Raw genomic sequence first — 17,268 nt, 5'->3', positions numbered from 1 at the left:
TGATCGCCACGCCGCCCCCGACACGGGGGCGGCGTCTCCCTTGCCGGGACGCCAGAATGAAACTCCTGCTTCTTGAAGACGATGCCGAGACCGCCGAGTTCGTGACCCGCGGGCTCGCCGAGGCCGGTCACACGGTGGACATCGCGGTAACCGCCGACGACGGACTGCATCTGGCGCTCGAAGGCGCGCACGACGTGCTGATCATCGACCGGATGGTGCCGGGCGGTGACGGCCTGTCCGTCGTCCGTGCGGTCCGCGAGGCGGGCAAGTCCACGCCGGTTATCTTTCTCACTGCCGTCGGCGGTGTCAGGGACAGGGTCGAGGGCTTTGAGTCCGGGGGAGATGACTATCTGGTCAAACCCTATGCCTTCAGTGAACTTCTGGCCCGGGTCCAGGCGCTCGGCCGACGGTCGCCGGTCCTGGATCTGAGAACATGTATCGACGTGGGTGACCTCCAGCTCGACCTCGGCGCACGGACTGCCCGACGGGGTACGACCCGGCTCGATCTCACACCCCAGGAATTCAAACTGCTGGAGTTTCTCGCCCGGCACAGCGGTCAGGTCGTCACCCGCGCCATGCTCCTGGACAAGGTTTGGGGGTTTCATTTCGATCCCAGGACCAATCTTGTCGACGCCCATATGAGTCGCCTGAGAGCCAAGGTCGATCGACCGTTCGGTCACGACCTCATCCACACGGTTCGAGGCGCGGGGTATATGATCGATGACCGCGCCTAGGCTCCTCGCGTCCTCCGCGCTTCGTCTCGCGACCGCCTTCGCCGTGATCTTCGCCCTGGGCGGCGCCCTGATGTTCGGCGCGTTCCAGTGGGCGGTCACCGGCTACGCCAACGCCTCGATTGAAGAGGATTTGCGCGTCGAGAGCCGGGTTCTGCTCGCCGACCAGGCGGCTTCGGATCTTCCCGGCCTGGAGCGCCGGGTCTCCTCGCGCACGCGGCTCGGCAGCCCTTTTTCCTACGCCCTGTTTGACCGGACCGGTCGCCGTCTGGCCGGCGAGCTTCCGCTCGAGGCCCCGCAAGGCCCCGGTCTGGGCCAGGTGGCCATGCCCGCGCCGACTGACGACGGCGCGGGCGCCGACGAACCGATTCTGGTCCGCACCCTCGCGACGCCCCTGCCTGACGGAAGTCTGGTGGTCGGCAAGACGACCTATGCGGTGCACGAGCTGCAGGAATGGATGGCGCAGATCGCACTCTGGGGAGCCGCAGGCATGGCGGTTCTCGCCGCCCTGGGCGGCCTGACGGCGGGCCTCATCCTGGCCCGGCGTCTTGAGCGGGTGAACACCGCCACGGCGAGGATCATGCAGGGCCATCTGAGCGAACGGCTGCCTCCGATCGGCCTGGGCTCCGAGTTTGCGGCATTGCGGGACAATCTCAATCGCATGCTGGAGCGGCTGGAAGCATCCATGGAAGCGATGCGGCATCTATCCTCCGACATCGCTCATGATCTCAGAACGCCCCTCAACCGGATGCGCCAGAGACTGGAGCAGTCCCGCGCCCGGTCCGGGACGGTCGAAGGACTGCAGGAGGCGATCGACCACGCCCTGAACGACCTCGACGGCGCGCTGGACATTTTCGCGGCCCTGCTCCGGATCGCCCAGATCGAGGGGGGAACGGGACGCGAGACCTTCGCTCCGGTGTCCGCCTCGGGGCTCGTGCGGCGGGTTTTCGAGGCCTATCAGCCGGTTGCTGACGAGGCCGGCCACACCATGACGCTCCTGGCAGACAGCGAAAGGCTGATCCTCGGCGACGAGGATTTGCTCATCCAGATGCTGTCCAACCTGGTGGAGAACGCCATCGTTCACGCCGACGGTCCGATCCACATCATCATAGAGACCTACGATGAGGCATCGAAAGCCGTCCTCTGTGTCAGGGATACCGGACCGGGCATTCCCGACGAGGCGCTGTCGAAGGTGACCCGGCGCTTCTTCCGCCTCGACCATAGCCGTCACTCGCCCGGTTCGGGCTTGGGACTCGCCCTGGTCGCGGCGATCGCGGCGCTTCATGACGCCGACCTCGTGCTGGGTTCCAACCGCACGGGCTTGGCCGCGCGGATCCACCTGGGCCAGGCCGTCGTGGACAGGACCTCGCCCGAATGACAGTTTGCACCCTTGTGAGCGACCATTGGTTTCCAGGGCCGGCGTTCTGGAGCCTCAGTCAAACCCCGACCCGACTTGGCGAGGCGCGTGTTTCGACCGCGAGCCGGCGCCCGCCTCCTCGCATGATACCCCGCCGGCCGGGGCGACATCCTCTCCAAGGAGCGCAAGAGCCATGATCCGCATCACCCAATCCCTCGGAGGCGTCGCCGCGATCGCGGTCGTCGCCGCAACCCTGGCCGCATGCAACCCGCAGGCTGACAAGACGAACCCGCCGGCCACGGCGACCGCGGCCTCGCCCGCGGCGTCGGATCGCAACGTGCGGCTTCTGGCTGCGGCCGAGGGTTACGAGACGCTTACGGAAACCGCTTTCGACAAGACGTTCCCCGAGCTTGCCGCATCGCTGACCGTTGCTCGACAGACGACTTCGGAGGCCCGAACCTTGCTCGCGCCTGACCAGGCCGCGCGCCTCGACACGCTGGGCGCGGGGATCGATACCGCCATGCGGGATCAGAATCGTTCGGCGCTCGCGATCGCGGCGGTCGAAACCTACAGGGTTCTGGTGAGCGCCCAGGACGCCTCGGCCCAGGTTCCCGTCGAGGTCAGCCTGCTGGACTATGCGGGCTTCAGATATGACGCCAACGCCAAATCGAAGCCGATCAACTGGGGTCGGATGACCGCCGACGTGGTATTTGCTCGCGAAACCTGGACACGGATTTCTCCGCGCGTCACCGCCAAGGGCTTGAGCGGCGCATTCGACAGCGCCCTGTCGGGAATGGAAACCGCCGTCGCGCAGAAGAACGCGGTCGCCGCCGGGATCGCGGTGTCGAACGAACTGGCGTTGGTCGACGCGCTTGAAGAGCATTTCAAACCGGCGAACTAGCGCCATCCCTTCGTCTCGCTGGCCGGGACGGGCAAAATCGGTCGCTGGAGGCCTTGTTTGACTGCGTTGACCCCTTCGCCCGAAAGAGGGACGGATGATCTGATCTTGGCCACCCGACGGCGGCGGGCGTCCGGGCTCGCGGCCGCGAGTCTTGCGCTCGTCGTCCTCGGCGGTTGCGTATCCTATCGGTCCGCCGACCTGCCGGACCGCCCGCGTCCCGATCCCTCGACCGCCGAACTGGCCCTGGCGGCCGCCCGGCTCGACCATCCCCGGCTCGACCCCGTAGACATTGACCTGGCGGGACCGCTTTCGCCGCGACAGCTCGGTGTCATAGCCGTCATCGCCAATCCCGATCTGAGAGCCCAACGGGCCCGGCTCGGCGTCGCAGAGGCGCAGGTGTTCGAGGCCGGGCTGCTGCCGGACCCCCAATTTTCCTTCAGCCTGGACCACCCTGTTTCGGCCCTTGGCCTCGTGGATGCCATCGCCGGCGGCCTCGGGTTCGACACGTCCAGCCTGTACACCCGTCCACTCCGGCAGCGGACGGCCAGGGCGGGCCGGGATCAAGTGCGGCTCGACGTCGCCTGGCTCGAATGGCAGTCGGCGGGCCAGGCGCGACTTCTGGCCGCCCGCATCGGCGGCCTGGAAACCGTGCGGGGGCTGGCGTTCGAAGCCTCTCGCGCCGCCGACGACGCCCTGGGTCGAACCCTTCGGGCGGTGGCGCGCGGCGATCTGTCGGCGAACCATCTGGAAGCTCGGCGCATCGCGGCGGCCGACGCCGGCGACCGAGCCCGGAGCGCCGAGCGCGATCTGCAGGCGGCCCGGTTCGCGCTGAACGCCGCGCTCGGTCTGCCTCCCGACGCCGTCGTCGCCCTGAGCGATTCGCCGCTGTCTCATCTCCCGCCACCGGACCCGGTGAATCTGGTCGAACGGGCGTATCGCCAACGGCTCGACCTGGCCGCCCTGAGCGCCGGCTATAACGCCCAGGACGCCAATCTGCGGCTTGCCTTGCTTCAGCAATATCCTCGCCTGAATCTGGCGCTGAACGCGACGCGGGACACAGGCGCCGTGAGGACGAACGGCGTCGCGATCGGTTTCGACCTGCCGCTGTGGAACCGGAACCGTGGCGCGATCGCGGTGCAGGACGCCACGCGCGAACAGCTTCGCGCGGAATACGAGGCGCGCCTGTTCTCGACGCGCTCGGAGATCACCACCCTGATCGCCGCCTACCGGATCGGCCTGCGCCAGCGGGACGCGTTGGAGGCCCAGGTCGCGCCGTTGAGGCAGACCGTCGAAGCCTTCGAACGGGCCGGCGCGCGCGGCGACATCGCCCGCGTCACGGCCGAGACCGCGCGTCAGGCTCTCACCGACAAGGAGATCGCCCTCGCCGTCCTGGATCAGGCCTTGTCGGAACAATGGGTGGCGCTGGAACTGGCGTCGGGTGCCTTGATCGGGGAAGCGAAATGATGCGGATCACGGTGGGAGTGGCGGCACTGACACTGGCGCTGGCCGGATGTTCAAAACCGGCGGACACGGCCGCGACGCCCGTCGCGGCCGTGCGCACCGCGGCCGTCGTCACCCGGATGCTGGACGAGACCGTCACGGCCTACGGCCAGGTGGAGTTCGATCCCGCGGCCATCCGGACCCTGACGGCGACCTTCGAGGCCCAGGTGGCCCAGATCCACGTCACTGTCGGTGAGGCCGTGCAGGCCGGTCAGCCGATCGTGACCCTGACCGCCAGCCCGACGACCCGTCTCGATCTCGATCGGCTCGCCCGCGAGGCCAGCGTGACGAGCGCCGAACACGCGCGGCTTCAGCGGCTTCGCGCCGACGGGCTCGCCGCGGACGCCGAAGTCACAGTGGCCGCCGCCGCCGCGGCCACCGCCCGGGAAGCCAGCGCCAACCTGCGCCGCCTGACTGGTGGGGGCCGGATCACGCTCCGCGCGCCAGTCAGCGGCGTCATCAACAGCCTGCCCACCAGCCCCGGCGCGCTCGTCGGTGCCGGCGGGGCGGTGGCCAGTCTCGGCTCAACCCATCTCCTGAACGCCCGTCTCGGGGTCGAGGTCGAGGACGCCCAGAGAATTCGTTCCGGCGCGGCGATCCGCCTGACCGGCCTGCATGACGACGGGGCCGCGGTCCAGGCTCGCGTCGCCTCCGTGGACCGTCGGGTGGAGCCGGCCACACGCCTGGCCGCCGTCATCGTCTCCCTGCCGCCGGGCAGCCCGGTTCTCCCGGGTGAATCGCTCAAGGGAGAGATCGTTGTCAGCACCCTGCCCGACGCCATCGTCGCCCCGCGGGCGGCGGTTCTCTACGACGGGGACCAGCCGTATGTGTTCGTCGTCAACCGCAACATCGCCGCGCGTCGGCCCGTCACGATCGGTCTGGAAGAGGCCGATGTGGTGCAACTCACCCGCGGCGTGCGGGCGGGTGATCGCGTCGTCATAGAGGGCGGTCCGGCCCTGTCGGACGGGATGAAGACACGGGAAGGTCCCGCCCCGTCCACGGCTCCGGCGGCGACGCGATGAGCCGCTGGCTGAGCGGCCAGGTCCGCTTCATTCTTCTCGCCTTTGTGCTGCTGGCGCTGTCGGGGTCCGTCTCGGCCTTGCGACTGCCCGTCAGCCTGTTCCCGCACATTGACTTCCCGCGGGTCGTCGTCGCCCTCGACGCCGGTGACCGTCCCGTCGACCAGATGGTCAATCAGGTGACCCGTCCGGTCGAGCAGGCCCTACGCACCGTGCCGGGCGTCGTCGGCGTTCGCTCCACCAGCAGTCGCGGATCGGCGGAGCTGTCGGTCAATTTCGCCTGGGGCGCCGACATGGTCGCCGCTACCCTGCAGGCGGAATCCGCCGTGAACGCCGTGGTCCCGGACCTTCCCGCCGGCACGCGCTTCGAGGTTCGACGCATGGACCCCACCGTGTTTCCGGTGCTGGGTCTGGCCCTGGTGTCACCGAGCCGCGATCCGATCGCACTGCGCGATTTCGGGCACCTCCAGCTGGCACCCCTGCTGTCCTCCGTGCCCGGCGTGGCCAGCGTCACTGTCCTCGGTGGTCAGGAGAAGGAGTATCAGGTGCTCGCCGATCCGGCCCGGCTCCAGGCGCTCGGCCTGTCGATCGAGGATCTCGCTCGCACCCTGTCGTCCAACAATGTGGTGGTGGCCACGGGTCGGCTGGAAGATCGCTATCGGCTCTATCTGGTTCTGGCTGACAATCGTCTGACAGGCATCGACGACATTCGCCGCACCGTCGTCCAGACCGGAACGCGCGGGGTCGTCGAACTGGACGACATTGCCCAGGTCGTGACCCGTCAGACGCCGCAATGGACCCGGGTGACCTCGCAGGGCCGGGACGCCGTCCTGCTCAATATCCGCCAGACGCCGGATGCCAATAGCGTCGCCCTCGTCAAGGAGGTGCGCAGGCGCCTCGCGGAGTTCGCGTCACAGACCCCGCCGGACGTCCAGATCGTCACCTATTACGATCAGTCGCAGTTGGTGACCGCCGCCGCCGGAAGCGTGCGGGACGCTATTCTCCTGGGTGCGCTGCTGGCCGGGATCGTGCTCTTCATCTTCCTGCGCAGTCTGCGATTCATGTTGATCGTCGCCCTGCTGTTGCCCGCGACGCTGGCCGCCACGACCGTCGTGCTCGGCCTGATGGGCATGAGTTTCAACATGATGACCCTGGGCGGGATGGCAGCGGCCGTCGGCCTCGTCGTTGATGATGCGGTCGTCATGCTCGAGCATCTGATGCGACGGCTGCAGGAGCGCCATCGCGGCTCCGACGCCGGCGGCAGCGTCCTCGAGGCGGCCTCGGAGATGATCCGCCCCCTGATCGGATCGAGCCTGGCGACGGTCCTTGTTTTCGCTCCCCTCGCCTTCCTCGGCGGCGTCACGGGCGGCTTCTTCAAGGCCCTGGCGATCACCATGTCCGCCGCACTGGCGATCTCGCTCCTGTTCGCCCTGTTCGTCGCCCCGCTTCTGGCCGACCGCTGGGTCCGGGACCGCGATGTGCAGCAGGCGGAAAAGAGTGGAGCGATCCTCGATCGCTTCGGCGGGCGCTACGAGACGCTGATGCGCCGCGTTCTCAAGGCACCGGGGCGGATCGCCCTGATCGTCGGCATGATCATGCTGGTCGTTGGCGGCTTCGCCTATTCCCGCGTCGGATCCGGCTTCATGCCGAAGATGGATGAGGGCGGGTTCATCCTCGACTACTACGCCGCGCCGGGCACCTCCCTGGCCGAGACCGACCGACTGCTGAGGCAGGTCGAGGTCATCTTGCAGAACACCGCCGATGTCGAAAGCTATTCGCGCCGGACAGGCCTGCAACTCGGCGGCGGCCTGTCCGAAGCGAATGAGGGCGACTTTTTTGTGCGCCTGAAGGCCAAGGGACGACGGCCGATCGAAGCGGTCACCGCGGACGTCCGTCGGCGCATCGAAGCGACCGTCCCCGGTCTGACCATCTCCACCGCCCAGTTGATGGAGGACCTGATCGGCGACCTTACCGCGGTGCCGCAACCCATCGAGGTCAAACTGCTGGGGTCGGACGAGGCCGCCTTGAAGGCCGCCTCCCCCCTGGTCGTCGATGCCATCGGAAAAATTCGCGGGGTGATCGAGGTCGATGGCGGGCTGCGGGTCGCCGGCGACGCCATCGTCATCACCGTCAACCGACCGGCTGCGGCCCTCGAAGGGCTCGACCCGGAGGCCATCACCCGTCAGCTGGACATGCTGACCGGCGGGTCGGTCATCGGCCACATCCAGGAGGGAGACAAGCTGGTCGGAGTCCGGGTGTGGACCGAAGGCTCGCTACGCGACCGGGTGCGCACCCTTGAAGACCTCCCGCTGCGGGCACCCGACGGCCACGCCCTGCCGCTGAAGCGTATCGCGACCCTGTCGATCGCCCCGGGCCAACCGCAGATCACCCGCGAAAACCTGCAGCCTCTTGTGGCCGTCACCGCGCGTCTCGAAGGCCGCGACCTGGGCTCGGCCATGCGCGAGGTGTCGCAGACGGTGTCGCGGCTCAACCTGCCGGCGGGGGTTCGGGTCGAATACGGCGGGCTCTACGCCGAACAGCAGAAATCATTCCGGGACCTCGCCGTCGTCTTCGTCTCGGCTCTGCTGCTGGTCGGCCTGCTGTTCCTCTATCTGTTCCGAAGCTGGGCCGCTGTCGGCAGCATCATCGCCACCCTGGTCCTTGCCGCCTCCAGCGTCTTTCTCGGCCTTTGGGTCACGGGCACTGAGCTGAACATTTCGGCGATGATGGGACTGACCATGGTGATCGGCATCGTCGCCGAGCTGGGCGTCTTCTACCTGGCGGAACTGCCGACCGGCGGACGGCCGCATCCTGACACGCTCATCGCCGCGGGCCGGGCCCGCCTGCGGCCGATCCTGATGTCGGCCTTGATCGCCATACTGGCCCTGGCACCTCTCGCGCTGGGCCTCGGGGAGGGCTCGGCGATGCAGAAGCCCCTGGCTATCGCGATCATCACCGGCCTGCTGGCGGGCGTGCCCCTGATCCTGATCTTCACCCCCACGCTGCTGGCGCGTCTGTCCACTCCTGTTCGGGAACGTCGTCCGTGACCGCTCCCTCCTGGACCGACACGCGGCCGTCACGCCAGAACCTCCCGGTAGAGGCGCAGAGAGCGCCGTCGCCCGGATCGGCGGCTTCGACGCCGCATTCCCCCGTCGGCGGTCATCCCGTCGCAATGCCGACCGTCGGCCGTTTTCCTTCCTCTTACCCAATGAGCGTTTCGACATGACCGGACAAATTTCGACAGCCGGACTTCAGAAGATCCAGCGGCTGCGCAAGGTAGCCTTGCTCGTCGGCATCCTCGCCGTCCTGGCGCTGGCGGCGGTTTCCCGGTCGTTCGGGGGCGAAGGCCTGTTTTCCGAACTGCTCGAAATGGGCGGGCTTGCGCTGATCGCGGTCTGCATCATCGGGCGGGCCTGGTGCTCCCTCTATATCGGCGGGCGCAAGACCGCCGAGATCGTGGATCGCGGTCCCTATTCCATCTCTCGCAATCCGCTTTATGTCTTCAGCTTCATGGGCGCGTTCGGTATGGGCGCCCTGACCGGCAGCCTGACGATTGCGCTGCTGTTCCTGCTGATCGCGGCGCTCGTCTTCCGCGCAACGGTGAAGCGCGAGGAAGCGTGGCTGAGCGAGGCGTTCGGCGCCGCCTATGCCGCCTACATGGCGCGCACGCCGCGCTTCTGGCCCGATCCCTCCAAATGGCGAGATTCCGAGACCCTGGAGATCCGCCCGGTGTTCTTCCTGCGCACCCTGCGGGACGGCGCCGTGATGGCCTTCGCCTATCCGCTGTTCGAGTCGCTCGAATACTTCCAGGACATCGGATGGCTTCGGGTCGTCCTGTCCCTGCCGTGACCGCGCGCCGGCAGAGCCGCCGCGCTGTCCGTCCGGGCTAGACTCGCGGGATGAGCGCGCCTCTCAGGACCGGCCTGAAAGCGGTGCCCCGGAGCGTCTGGGCCATCGGCTTCGTGTCCATGTTCATGGATATCTCCTCGGAGATGATTCACGCCCTGCTGCCGGTCTTTCTGGTAACGGGGCTCGGCGCGAGCGTCGCGCTGGTAGGTTTGCTCGAAGGCGTCGCCGAGGCCACGGCCTCGATCACCAAGGTCTTCTCCGGCTGGCTCAGCGACCGGCTTGGCCACCGCAAATGGCTGGCGGTGGCCGGCTATGGCCTGGGCGCGCTGACCAAGCCGGTGTTTCCGATCGCGGTGACCCCGTGGGAGGTGTTCGGGGCCCGGTTCGCGGACCGGATCGGCAAGGGCCTTCGAGGCGCCCCCCGCGATGCCCTGGTTGCTGACATCGCACCACCCCCGATCCGCGGCGCCGCCTTCGGTCTGCGCCAGTCGCTGGACACCATCGGCGCCTTCGCCGGACCGCTTGTCGCGATGGCGTTGATGGTGGTGCTCGCGGGGAATATCCGGGCCGTGTTCGCCTGGGCCGTGGTTCCTGCGGTTTTGGCGGTGCTGGTGTTGGTTTTCGCGGTCAGGGAGCCACGCCCCGTCGAAGGGGTTCGCCGTCCTCGCTTGCCGATCCGGTGGGGCGACGTACTTGCGATGGGCGGCGGCTTCTGGGCCGTGATAGCGCTGGGCGCGGTGTTCACCATGGCGCGGTTCAGCGAGGCGTTTCTGGTATTGCGAGCGCAGGACGTGGGCCTCGCCATCGCTCTCGTACCCGTGGTGATGGTGGTGATGAACCTGGTCTATTCCGCCGTTGCCGCCCCCGCGGGCAGCCTCTCTGACCGAATGGATCGGCGCTGGCTTCTTGTCCTGGGCCTGGCGGTGCTGATCGCCGCCGACGTCGTCCTCGCCCTTGTGGCGACGGTTCCCGGCGTGTTGCTCGGGGTCGCCCTGTGGGGGCTGCATATGGGGCTGACCCAGGGATTGCTCGCGGCCCTGGTCGCCGATACGGCTCCGTCGCACCTGAGGGGTACTGCCTTTGGCCTGTTCAACCTCGCCAGCGGCGCGACCTTGCTGGCCGCCAGCGTCGTCGCCGGCCTGCTCTGGTCCCGGATGGGCCCAGAGGCGACATTCATCGCCGGTGCCGTGTTCGCCCTGCTGGCGACCATCTGGCTTGTGTCTATGACCCTGCGCCATCCAGGCAGGCGGAACGCGACCCCATGAAAGGTTTCATCGACGGCGGTCGCATGTCACCTGGCTTGATCCGGACCTCTCCGAACCCTTAACGGAACCCGCCGATCCAGCCCGCCACCTGATCGTGTGAACCCGCCGCCGCGAGTTCAAGTCCGACCTTGCCGAGGATGGCCAGATGCGGACTGGCGGTGTCCGGATGGCTCGACAGCTCCATGCAGATTGACAGCACCGCCTCATGCAGTTCTCCCTTCTGACACAGGGCCAATGCCCTCGCCTTGGCTTCGTCGACATGCGTATTGGCCCCGACCGACAAAGCCTCGCGCGTTGGCACGACGGCTTTCCCGGGCCTGACGAGGTGGCTTGCCCACAACTCCAGGGCTGCGCGCTTTTCCGGCACATAGGTGTGGCGGTCATAGACACTCGTGACCGCCGCCCCTTCGTTGGGCGTATGTCCGAGCACCAGCCCGACCACGAAGCGGCTGACGCCGTAGCGCCCCGTGAGCGTCGTCGCGCCGGACCGCCTGATGTCATGGGGTGAGCCCACCGCCAGTTTTCTGCGTGTACAGGTCCGCGCGAAAGCGCGGGTTATCGCGTGCGGATCCAGGTGTTGGCCGGGAGATCTCTCGGACGGGAAGAGGTAGGGACTGCCCGGATCAAGCGCCCAGGCCACCTCCAGGATCTCGAGTGCATCGGCCCCGAGGGGTACGACATGCTGGTGTCTGGCCTTGGCCCGCTCGGACGGGATCGTCCAGATTTTCCCGGCGCGGTCGAACTCGGTCTTGAGGGCTCCGGCGACCTCGGTGCGGCGGGTCAGGGTCAGCATCAACAGCTGGATCGCCAGTCCCATCACCGGTTCCAGGCGAGCATGGACTCCGGCCGTCTTTTCTCCCGGAGCGCGTGGCACCGAGGCCTCCGACGCCGCGTCCCAGAGGGTTCTGAGGGCCGCGTCGTCAAACATGCGTTCACGAGGAGTCAGCGCGAGCGGCCGGGCCAGACCGAGCGCGGGATTGGCCTCGATCCGCTCTTCGAGCACCGCGAAGCCCAGAACCGCATGAAGCAGGGAGCCGATCGACGCCACGCTGGCGGCGGCCATGCCGGTCTCGGTCACCAGGGTCCGCATGAATATCTTGACGTCCGCGCGCCGGATCTCCGTGAACGGTCGTGACCCCAAACGCGGCTGAATGTGGTTGCGCCAGGTCTGGCGCTCGTTGTTGAGGGTGACGTCTCGCTTGGGCCGGCGACGCCCCCCGTGAAGCCCCACCGTCGCCGCCTGCCAATAGGCCTCGGCCAGCTCATCGAGGGTTTCGCCTGTTCGCGCCCGCTCGCGGGCCGCGGTCGTCTCGGCGACAGGATCGCCGCCATCGACTACCGCGATCCGCAAAGCGGCGGCCTTCGATCGGGCCTTGGAGAGCGACAGATCCGGATAGGCTCCGAGGCAGAGACGCCGCCGCGTACCGTTGGTGGCGACATAGCGGAATTCGAACTGCTTCAGCCCGCCAGGAAAGACACGAACCCCTAGCCCGCGACTGTCGCCGACGGACATCTCATAGACCTTGTCAGCGGGTTTCAGGGCCGCGATCTGGCGGTCCGTGCTAAGTTGAAGGCGGGCCACCACGCGCTCTCCTCGCGCCTGCGCTGCAAATCAAACGCCGCCCAGACTAGCATTTTCTGGGGCACCAGTGGGGCAGACGATGCAGAATTTCGCGAAAAAGCAAGAAAAACGCTGAAAAATTAAATCATCATTTTTCTGAGACATATCGAGTTATGCACAGCCATGAAATGTCCTGAAATTGCCTTTGAGGCGCTTCAAATGAGGCGCGCTTGAGACTCCAGTATCGACTGGAACAGTCTTGGTTACTTTCGTTTCAGTTGCGAAGGATTCGCTCACAACCTCTCCTTCAAGTTGAATATTTACCTATTCGCGGTACGTAGGATTCCCGTATCGTCGAGCTTTGGCTTGACGCCCTTGTCATTTTCAGGCCTGACGCAGGTATTCTCGCACGCCCGAAGGCCAAGATGAACGACGCAGTCGACCCAGTAGACATCGCAATCGGCGCCCGCATTCGCGCCCGTCGCGAGGAACTCCGCATCACCCAGGCGCAACTGGCCGCCGGCGCCGGCGTGACTTTCCAGCAAATTCAAAAGTATGAGCGGGGCGTCAACCGCGTCTCGGCCGCACGCCTGCTGCAGATCGCAGCGGTGCTGAAGTCCACGGGCGCGGCTCTGCTGGGCGAACTCGAGACGGCCGAGGGCGATGAACTGGCTCTGGCCGCGCCGGGCGTGGCGGAACTGTTGTCCGCCTTCCGCAGCATCCGGGACGCTGAAAAGCGCGACGCCCTCCTGGTCGTGGCCAAGGGCCTGCGCGACTGATCCGTCAGACCTGAGTCTGTCTCAACACCCGCTCCACCGGTTCGCCGCCCCGCGCGCCGGCCGAAGCATCGGCGAGCCAGGTCTGGACCGCGACGATCGCACGAAGATCGAGACCGTCCGAACGTCCGGCATCGGCGATGTTCTGACGCACGACCTCAAGCAGACAGGCGGCCTCCGCAGCGTTCGCGGGCTGGTGGTTGAGCAGGCTGGTCTCCGCCTCGACCATCGGCCCGAGATCCAGGTCGGCCAGCAGATTGTCCTCGCTGCCCGAGAGTCCCGCTCCGCCGAGTTTGTCGGCCAGTCGGGTCGTGTCGAACCATGACCGGAAAAGCGGCATGAAGGTCTTCAGAGGTTGGGTGTTCACGCTGTGATGTCCTTGTAGATTTCAGGCGATGCGCGACTTGGCGCTGAGGGATGTTTGAGGTCTGGCGTAGGGGGCCGAGGTCGCTTCCCAGACGCCGATCAGACCGAGGATCATGATCTCCACCCAGACCACCATCCGCGTCGTCACGATCGACCAGGTGAGAACGTCGGATCCGAACAGAGATGCGACGTGAGTGCCGAGCGCGAGAAGCTGGGCGCCAGCCGCGAACAGCAGCCACCAGCGGTCGTAGCGAAGGCTGAGTCGGACGAACCAGACCAGAAGACTGACGGAAACGACGGCCACCGCCCATCGGAACTGACCGATGACGAGGTGGTCAACCCAGCCGGAAACCAGTTGCACGACGAAAAGCCCTGCGGCGGCCTCCCGTTCGGGGCGCCCCCCCTTCCAGATGAGCAGCCCGAGCGCCAGAATGGTCAGGGCCGTGCCGAAGATCCAGAGCGGCGAAGGCATTCCGTCAGAACCGATCAGGCGGCCAGGTGCAACACGCCGGACGACGCAGACGCCAGGGCTTTGCCCTTGTCCTCGCCCATGCCGTCCAGACGCCAACCGATCGCGTGGTCGTCCGCCACGATCGACAGCCCCGCGTGGCCGGCGGCGACCGCCGCACGAACCGTCGTGAGCCGGTTCAGACCGGTCACGATGTCCTCCAGCGCCGCCTGACCGACCTCGGCCGCCAGACGCGCCTCGAGCCGCCCCTCGAGCGCGGTCTGGATCAGCTTGCAGACCTCGATCATGGCCTGGTCGATCGCGTGTTCGGCGGTCCTGACCTGGCGAGCGACTTTCACCCCGACGTTCATGTTTCGCATTCTGCCGTCCTCCAAAAGGATCCCCGCGTCAGCGGGCCCATTCGGGAGCGATACGGTCGAACAGGGAGGGAACCACCATGCCTGCCGTCACGATCCCGATGGCGAGCAAGAGGGCGACGGCGGCCCCCGCCACGATGACCGCCAGTCGTGCGCCGACGCCGCGAGGCGGAGCCGGCAAGGACCAGGCGGACCGAACGAGCGGGCCGTCGTCGTCCGATTGTCCGGCCGACGCCGCATCACCAAGCCCGTCTTCCGCCGGTTCGGGAATGAGTATCGGCTCCCCTGAGTAGCCGTTACTCAGCCGCCGGGCCGCCAGTCTGCGGTCCGAGACCTTCAGTTTGACGTAGGCGCGATGCAGGTGATTGCCGACCGTGCGGGGGGAAATGCCCAATCGCGCAGCGATCTCCTTGTCCTCGAGGCCCAGGCCGGCCAGGCGAACGCACTCGATCTCTCTTGGCGACAGGCTTTCAGGCATTCACGCGCTCCCCGCCTCGTCATAGCGGATTTCACCGGCACGACCAGACACGGCGTGGTTCCTGCGAACCAAAGACGGGAAGATCACTTGAACATATAAGCATGTCTTTATATGTTTGCCGGGCTGACATTGACAGGAGCCTCTTTTGGCCGCTCGTTCTTCCTTCCTCTTCACCTCGGAAAGCGTCTCCGAGGGCCACCCCGACAAGGTCGCCGACCGTATCTCGGATACTGTCGTCGACGCCTTCCTGTCGAAGGATCCCGAGGCCCGCGTGGCCTGCGAGACCCTGGTTACGACCCAGCGGATCGTCCTGGCCGGCGAGGTCCGCGCGACCCAGCCGGGCAACACCAGGGAACAGAACGAAGCCTTCACCCAGTCCATCATCGACAGCCTGGAGCCTCTGGTCCGCGCCGCGGTCAAGGACATCGGCTACGAGCAGGACGGCTTCCACTGGGAAACCGCGGAATACGCCTGCCACCTGCACGCCCAGTCGGCCGACATCGCCGTCGGCGTCGACTCGACCAATGAAAAGGACGAGGGCGCCGGCGACCAGGGCATCATGTTCGGCTACGCCTCGAACGAGACGCCGGAACTGATGCCGGCCACCCTCCAATACAGCCACAACATCCTGAAGCGTCTGGCGGAGGTGCGCCACGCCGGCGGTTCGCAACTGGAACCTGACGCCAAGAGCCAGGTGACCATCCAGTACGTGGACGGCAAGCCGGTCCGCGCCACCTCCATCGTCCTGTCGACCCAGCACGCCAAGGGGCTGAGTTCGGAACAGGTCGCCGAGATCGTCAAACCCTATATCCTGGAAGTCCTGCCCGAGGGCTTCACCGACGAGAACACCGTCTGGCACATCAACCCGACCGGCATCTTCGAGATCGGCGGGCCGGACGGCGACGCCGGCGTGACCGGCCGCAAGATCATCGTCGACACCTACGGCGGCGCGGCGCCCCACGGCGGCGGCGCCTTCTCGGGCAAGGATCCGACCAAGGTGGACCGCTCGGCCGCCTACGCCTGCCGCTACCTGGCCAAGAACGTGGTCGCCGCCGGCCTGGCCGACCGCTGCACCATCCAGATCTCCTACGCCATCGGCGTGGCCAAGCCCCAGTCGATCCACGTCGATCTGCACGGCACCGGCAAGATTTCCGAGACCCTGCTGGAAGAGAAGCTGCTGGGCCTGATCGGCGGGGCGACCCCGCGCGCCATCCGCAGCCATCTGGGGCTGAACAAGCCCATCTACGCCCGCACCGCCGCCTACGGCCATTTCGGCCGCGAGCCGGACGCCGACGGCGGTTTCAGCTGGGAAAAGACCGATCTGGTCGAGCAGTTGAAGGCGCTGGCCTGATCGCTCAGGCGGCCTGATCGTCCAGGGTCAGGCCGCGAACGCCCGTCAGATTGGCGCCCGTAAGGTCCAGCTGACGGGTCTGGGCGCCGTGCAGGATCGCCCGGCCGAGGTCCGCGCCGGTCATGACGGCCCGGCGCAGATCCGCGCCCGACAGGTCCGCCCCCCTCAGCACCGCCCCGGTCAGGTCCGCCGACAGCAACCGGTCGGCCGCGATCAGCAGGGGACCGAGTTGGGCGCCGCGCAGATCGGCGCCGTTCAGCTTGGCGTTCTTCAGGCGCGCGCCGCGCAGGTCGGCGCGATGGAGGTTGGCCGAACGCAGGTCGGCGTTCTCCAGATGCGCGCCCTGCAGTTGCACCCCCTCCATATCCAGCCCGTAGAAGATCGCGCCCTTGGCCGAGAGGGCGGTCAGGTTCAGGCCGGTGATCGACTTCAGCGGTCGCAGGTCCACGCCGTCGAACACCGAGGGCTGGCCCTCGCTTCCGCCCGTTTCGCACCAGCGGGCGTGTTCGCGCAGCATTTCGGCCGCCGGCATCCGGGCCACGGACTCGCCGACCGTGCTCTTGTCCGTCAGGGCGCCTTCCATATTGGCGCCGTCGGCGCACCACATGGTCATCTTGCAGCCCACCAGAATGGCGTCGCGCATGTCGGCGCCCGACAGATTGGCGCCCGAGAGGTCTGCGCCCGCCAGGTCGGCGCCGCGGAAATCGGCCTGTTTCAGGTTGGCGCGGACCATCTTGCAGTCCTTCATCACCGCGCCGGAGAAGTCGGCCTTGATGGCGATGACGCCCGACATCTTGGAGCGTTGCAGGTTGGCGCCGGCCAGACAGGCGCCCGTCGCCTCGGTCTCCTCGCGCTGGCGCGGCTCGATCACCTTGAAGCCCAGTTTGGCGTCGGCGGCGGCGATGGTGCCCTCGCGCAGGTCGGCCTCGAACAGGTCCGCGCCGGACAGGTCGGCCCCGCGCAGACAGGCGCCGCGCAGGTCAGCGCGACGCAGGCTGGCGTCAGCCAGGACGGCGTCCTGCATGTCCGCGCCGAAGAAGATGGCGTTGTCCAGCTTGGCCCCGGTCAGGTCGCACCCCTCAAGACAGGCGGCGGCGAAGTCGGCGTCGGCCAGGTTGCGCCCCTTCAGGCTCAGAAAGGAGATGTCGAGCCAGGCGAAGACCGCGCGGGCGCCGCCGGGGCGGGCCTGGAACAGACGGTCGTGCCGGGCGCAGACGAGGTCCAGCTCCGCCTGGGTGAGGCGCTTGCGTACAAGGGGTTCAGCAGCCTGGACCATTCAGCCAGATTAA

Annotated in this window: 16 protein-coding genes; 10 read left to right on the top strand and 6 right to left on the bottom strand. The window is 67.2% G+C overall.

Translation table 11 applies throughout. From position 1 onward, the window contains the following. Positions 1-56: 56 nt before the first annotated feature. From AC07NC_RS15780 to AC07NC_RS15745, 8 genes are all read left to right on the top strand, one after another. Positions 57-734, top strand: a complete 678-nt coding sequence (locus AC07NC_RS15780; protein WP_298745472.1) for a winged helix-turn-helix domain-containing protein — start codon at positions 57-59, stop codon at positions 732-734. Continuing rightward, positions 721-2,109 (top strand): sensor histidine kinase, encoded by a 1,389-nt coding sequence (locus AC07NC_RS15775; protein ID WP_494570088.1) that lies wholly within the window; start codon positions 721-723, stop codon positions 2,107-2,109. Before AC07NC_RS15780 ends, AC07NC_RS15775 begins: the two co-directional genes overlap by 14 nt. Before the next feature lie 172 nt (positions 2,110-2,281). Next, entirely contained in the window at positions 2,282-2,989 is a 708-nt protein-coding gene (locus AC07NC_RS15770) for a Vmc-like lipoprotein signal peptide domain-containing protein (protein ID WP_494570087.1), read from the top strand. 105 nt (positions 2,990-3,094) lie between these two features. Then, entirely contained in the window at positions 3,095-4,453 is a 1,359-nt protein-coding gene (locus AC07NC_RS15765) for a TolC family protein (RefSeq protein ID WP_494570086.1), read from the top strand. A gap of 17 nt (positions 4,454-4,470) precedes the next feature. After that, entirely contained in the window at positions 4,471-5,511 is a 1,041-nt protein-coding gene (locus AC07NC_RS15760; protein ID WP_494570085.1) for an efflux RND transporter periplasmic adaptor subunit, read from the top strand. Further along, complete coding sequence (locus AC07NC_RS15755) at positions 5,508-8,555, top strand: efflux RND transporter permease subunit (RefSeq protein WP_494570084.1); 3,048 nt, start codon at positions 5,508-5,510, stop codon at positions 8,553-8,555. The genes AC07NC_RS15760 and AC07NC_RS15755 overlap by 4 nt, the downstream gene beginning before the upstream one ends. A gap of 175 nt (positions 8,556-8,730) precedes the next feature. Continuing rightward, positions 8,731-9,357 carry a methyltransferase family protein gene (locus AC07NC_RS15750; protein WP_494570083.1) on the top strand — a complete coding sequence of 209 codons (627 nt, stop codon included), beginning with the start codon at positions 8,731-8,733 and terminating at the stop codon, positions 9,355-9,357. Between the two features lie 50 nt (positions 9,358-9,407). Continuing rightward, positions 9,408-10,622, top strand: coding sequence for an MFS transporter (locus tag AC07NC_RS15745; RefSeq protein ID WP_494570082.1), 1,215 nt, complete (start codon positions 9,408-9,410; stop codon positions 10,620-10,622). A 58-nt stretch (positions 10,623-10,680) separates the two neighbouring features. Here the strand turns inward: AC07NC_RS15745 and AC07NC_RS15740 are convergent, their stop codons facing one another. Further along, on the bottom strand, positions 10,681-12,207 hold the full coding sequence (locus AC07NC_RS15740) for a tyrosine-type recombinase/integrase (protein WP_494570081.1): 1,527 nt from the start codon (positions 12,205-12,207) through the stop codon (positions 10,681-10,683). A 401-nt stretch (positions 12,208-12,608) separates the two neighbouring features. Between AC07NC_RS15740 and AC07NC_RS15735 the strand changes: the two genes are divergently transcribed. After that, entirely contained in the window at positions 12,609-12,962 is a 354-nt protein-coding gene (locus tag AC07NC_RS15735) for a helix-turn-helix domain-containing protein (protein ID WP_008262454.1), read from the top strand. A gap of 4 nt (positions 12,963-12,966) precedes the next feature. Here AC07NC_RS15735 and AC07NC_RS15730 read toward each other — a convergent pair whose 3' ends face one another. Genes AC07NC_RS15730 through AC07NC_RS15715 form a run of 4 tightly spaced genes read right to left on the bottom strand, consistent with a single transcriptional unit; the run spans position 12,967 to position 14,628 of the window. Next, entirely contained in the window at positions 12,967-13,326 is a 360-nt protein-coding gene (locus tag AC07NC_RS15730) for a hypothetical protein (RefSeq protein ID WP_372705332.1), read from the bottom strand. A 21-nt stretch (positions 13,327-13,347) separates the two neighbouring features. Next, a complete protein-coding gene (locus AC07NC_RS15725) occupies positions 13,348-13,797 on the bottom strand; it encodes a hypothetical protein (protein ID WP_494570080.1) in 450 nt (149 codons plus the stop codon). A 14-nt stretch (positions 13,798-13,811) separates the two neighbouring features. Continuing rightward, positions 13,812-14,153, bottom strand: coding sequence for a hypothetical protein (locus AC07NC_RS15720; RefSeq protein WP_494570079.1), 342 nt, complete (start codon positions 14,151-14,153; stop codon positions 13,812-13,814). Between the two features lie 28 nt (positions 14,154-14,181). Continuing rightward, positions 14,182-14,628, bottom strand: coding sequence for a helix-turn-helix domain-containing protein (locus tag AC07NC_RS15715; protein ID WP_292147236.1), 447 nt, complete (start codon positions 14,626-14,628; stop codon positions 14,182-14,184). Between the two features lie 145 nt (positions 14,629-14,773). Between AC07NC_RS15715 and metK the strand changes: the two genes are divergently transcribed. Then, the gene (metK, locus tag AC07NC_RS15710) at positions 14,774-15,979 is read left to right on the top strand and encodes a methionine adenosyltransferase (RefSeq protein ID WP_494570078.1); all 1,206 of its coding nucleotides are present in this window, start codon (positions 14,774-14,776) and stop codon (positions 15,977-15,979) included. A gap of 4 nt (positions 15,980-15,983) precedes the next feature. Here metK and AC07NC_RS15705 read toward each other — a convergent pair whose 3' ends face one another. Continuing rightward, positions 15,984-17,255 carry a pentapeptide repeat-containing protein gene (locus AC07NC_RS15705; RefSeq protein WP_492072719.1) on the bottom strand — a complete coding sequence of 424 codons (1,272 nt, stop codon included), beginning with the start codon at positions 17,253-17,255 and terminating at the stop codon, positions 15,984-15,986. Between the last annotated feature and the right edge of the window lie 13 nt (positions 17,256-17,268).

It is taken from the genome of Brevundimonas sp. GW821-FHT10A07, assembly GCF_059415785.1.
This window is presented reverse-complemented; position numbering and strand designations above follow the sequence as displayed.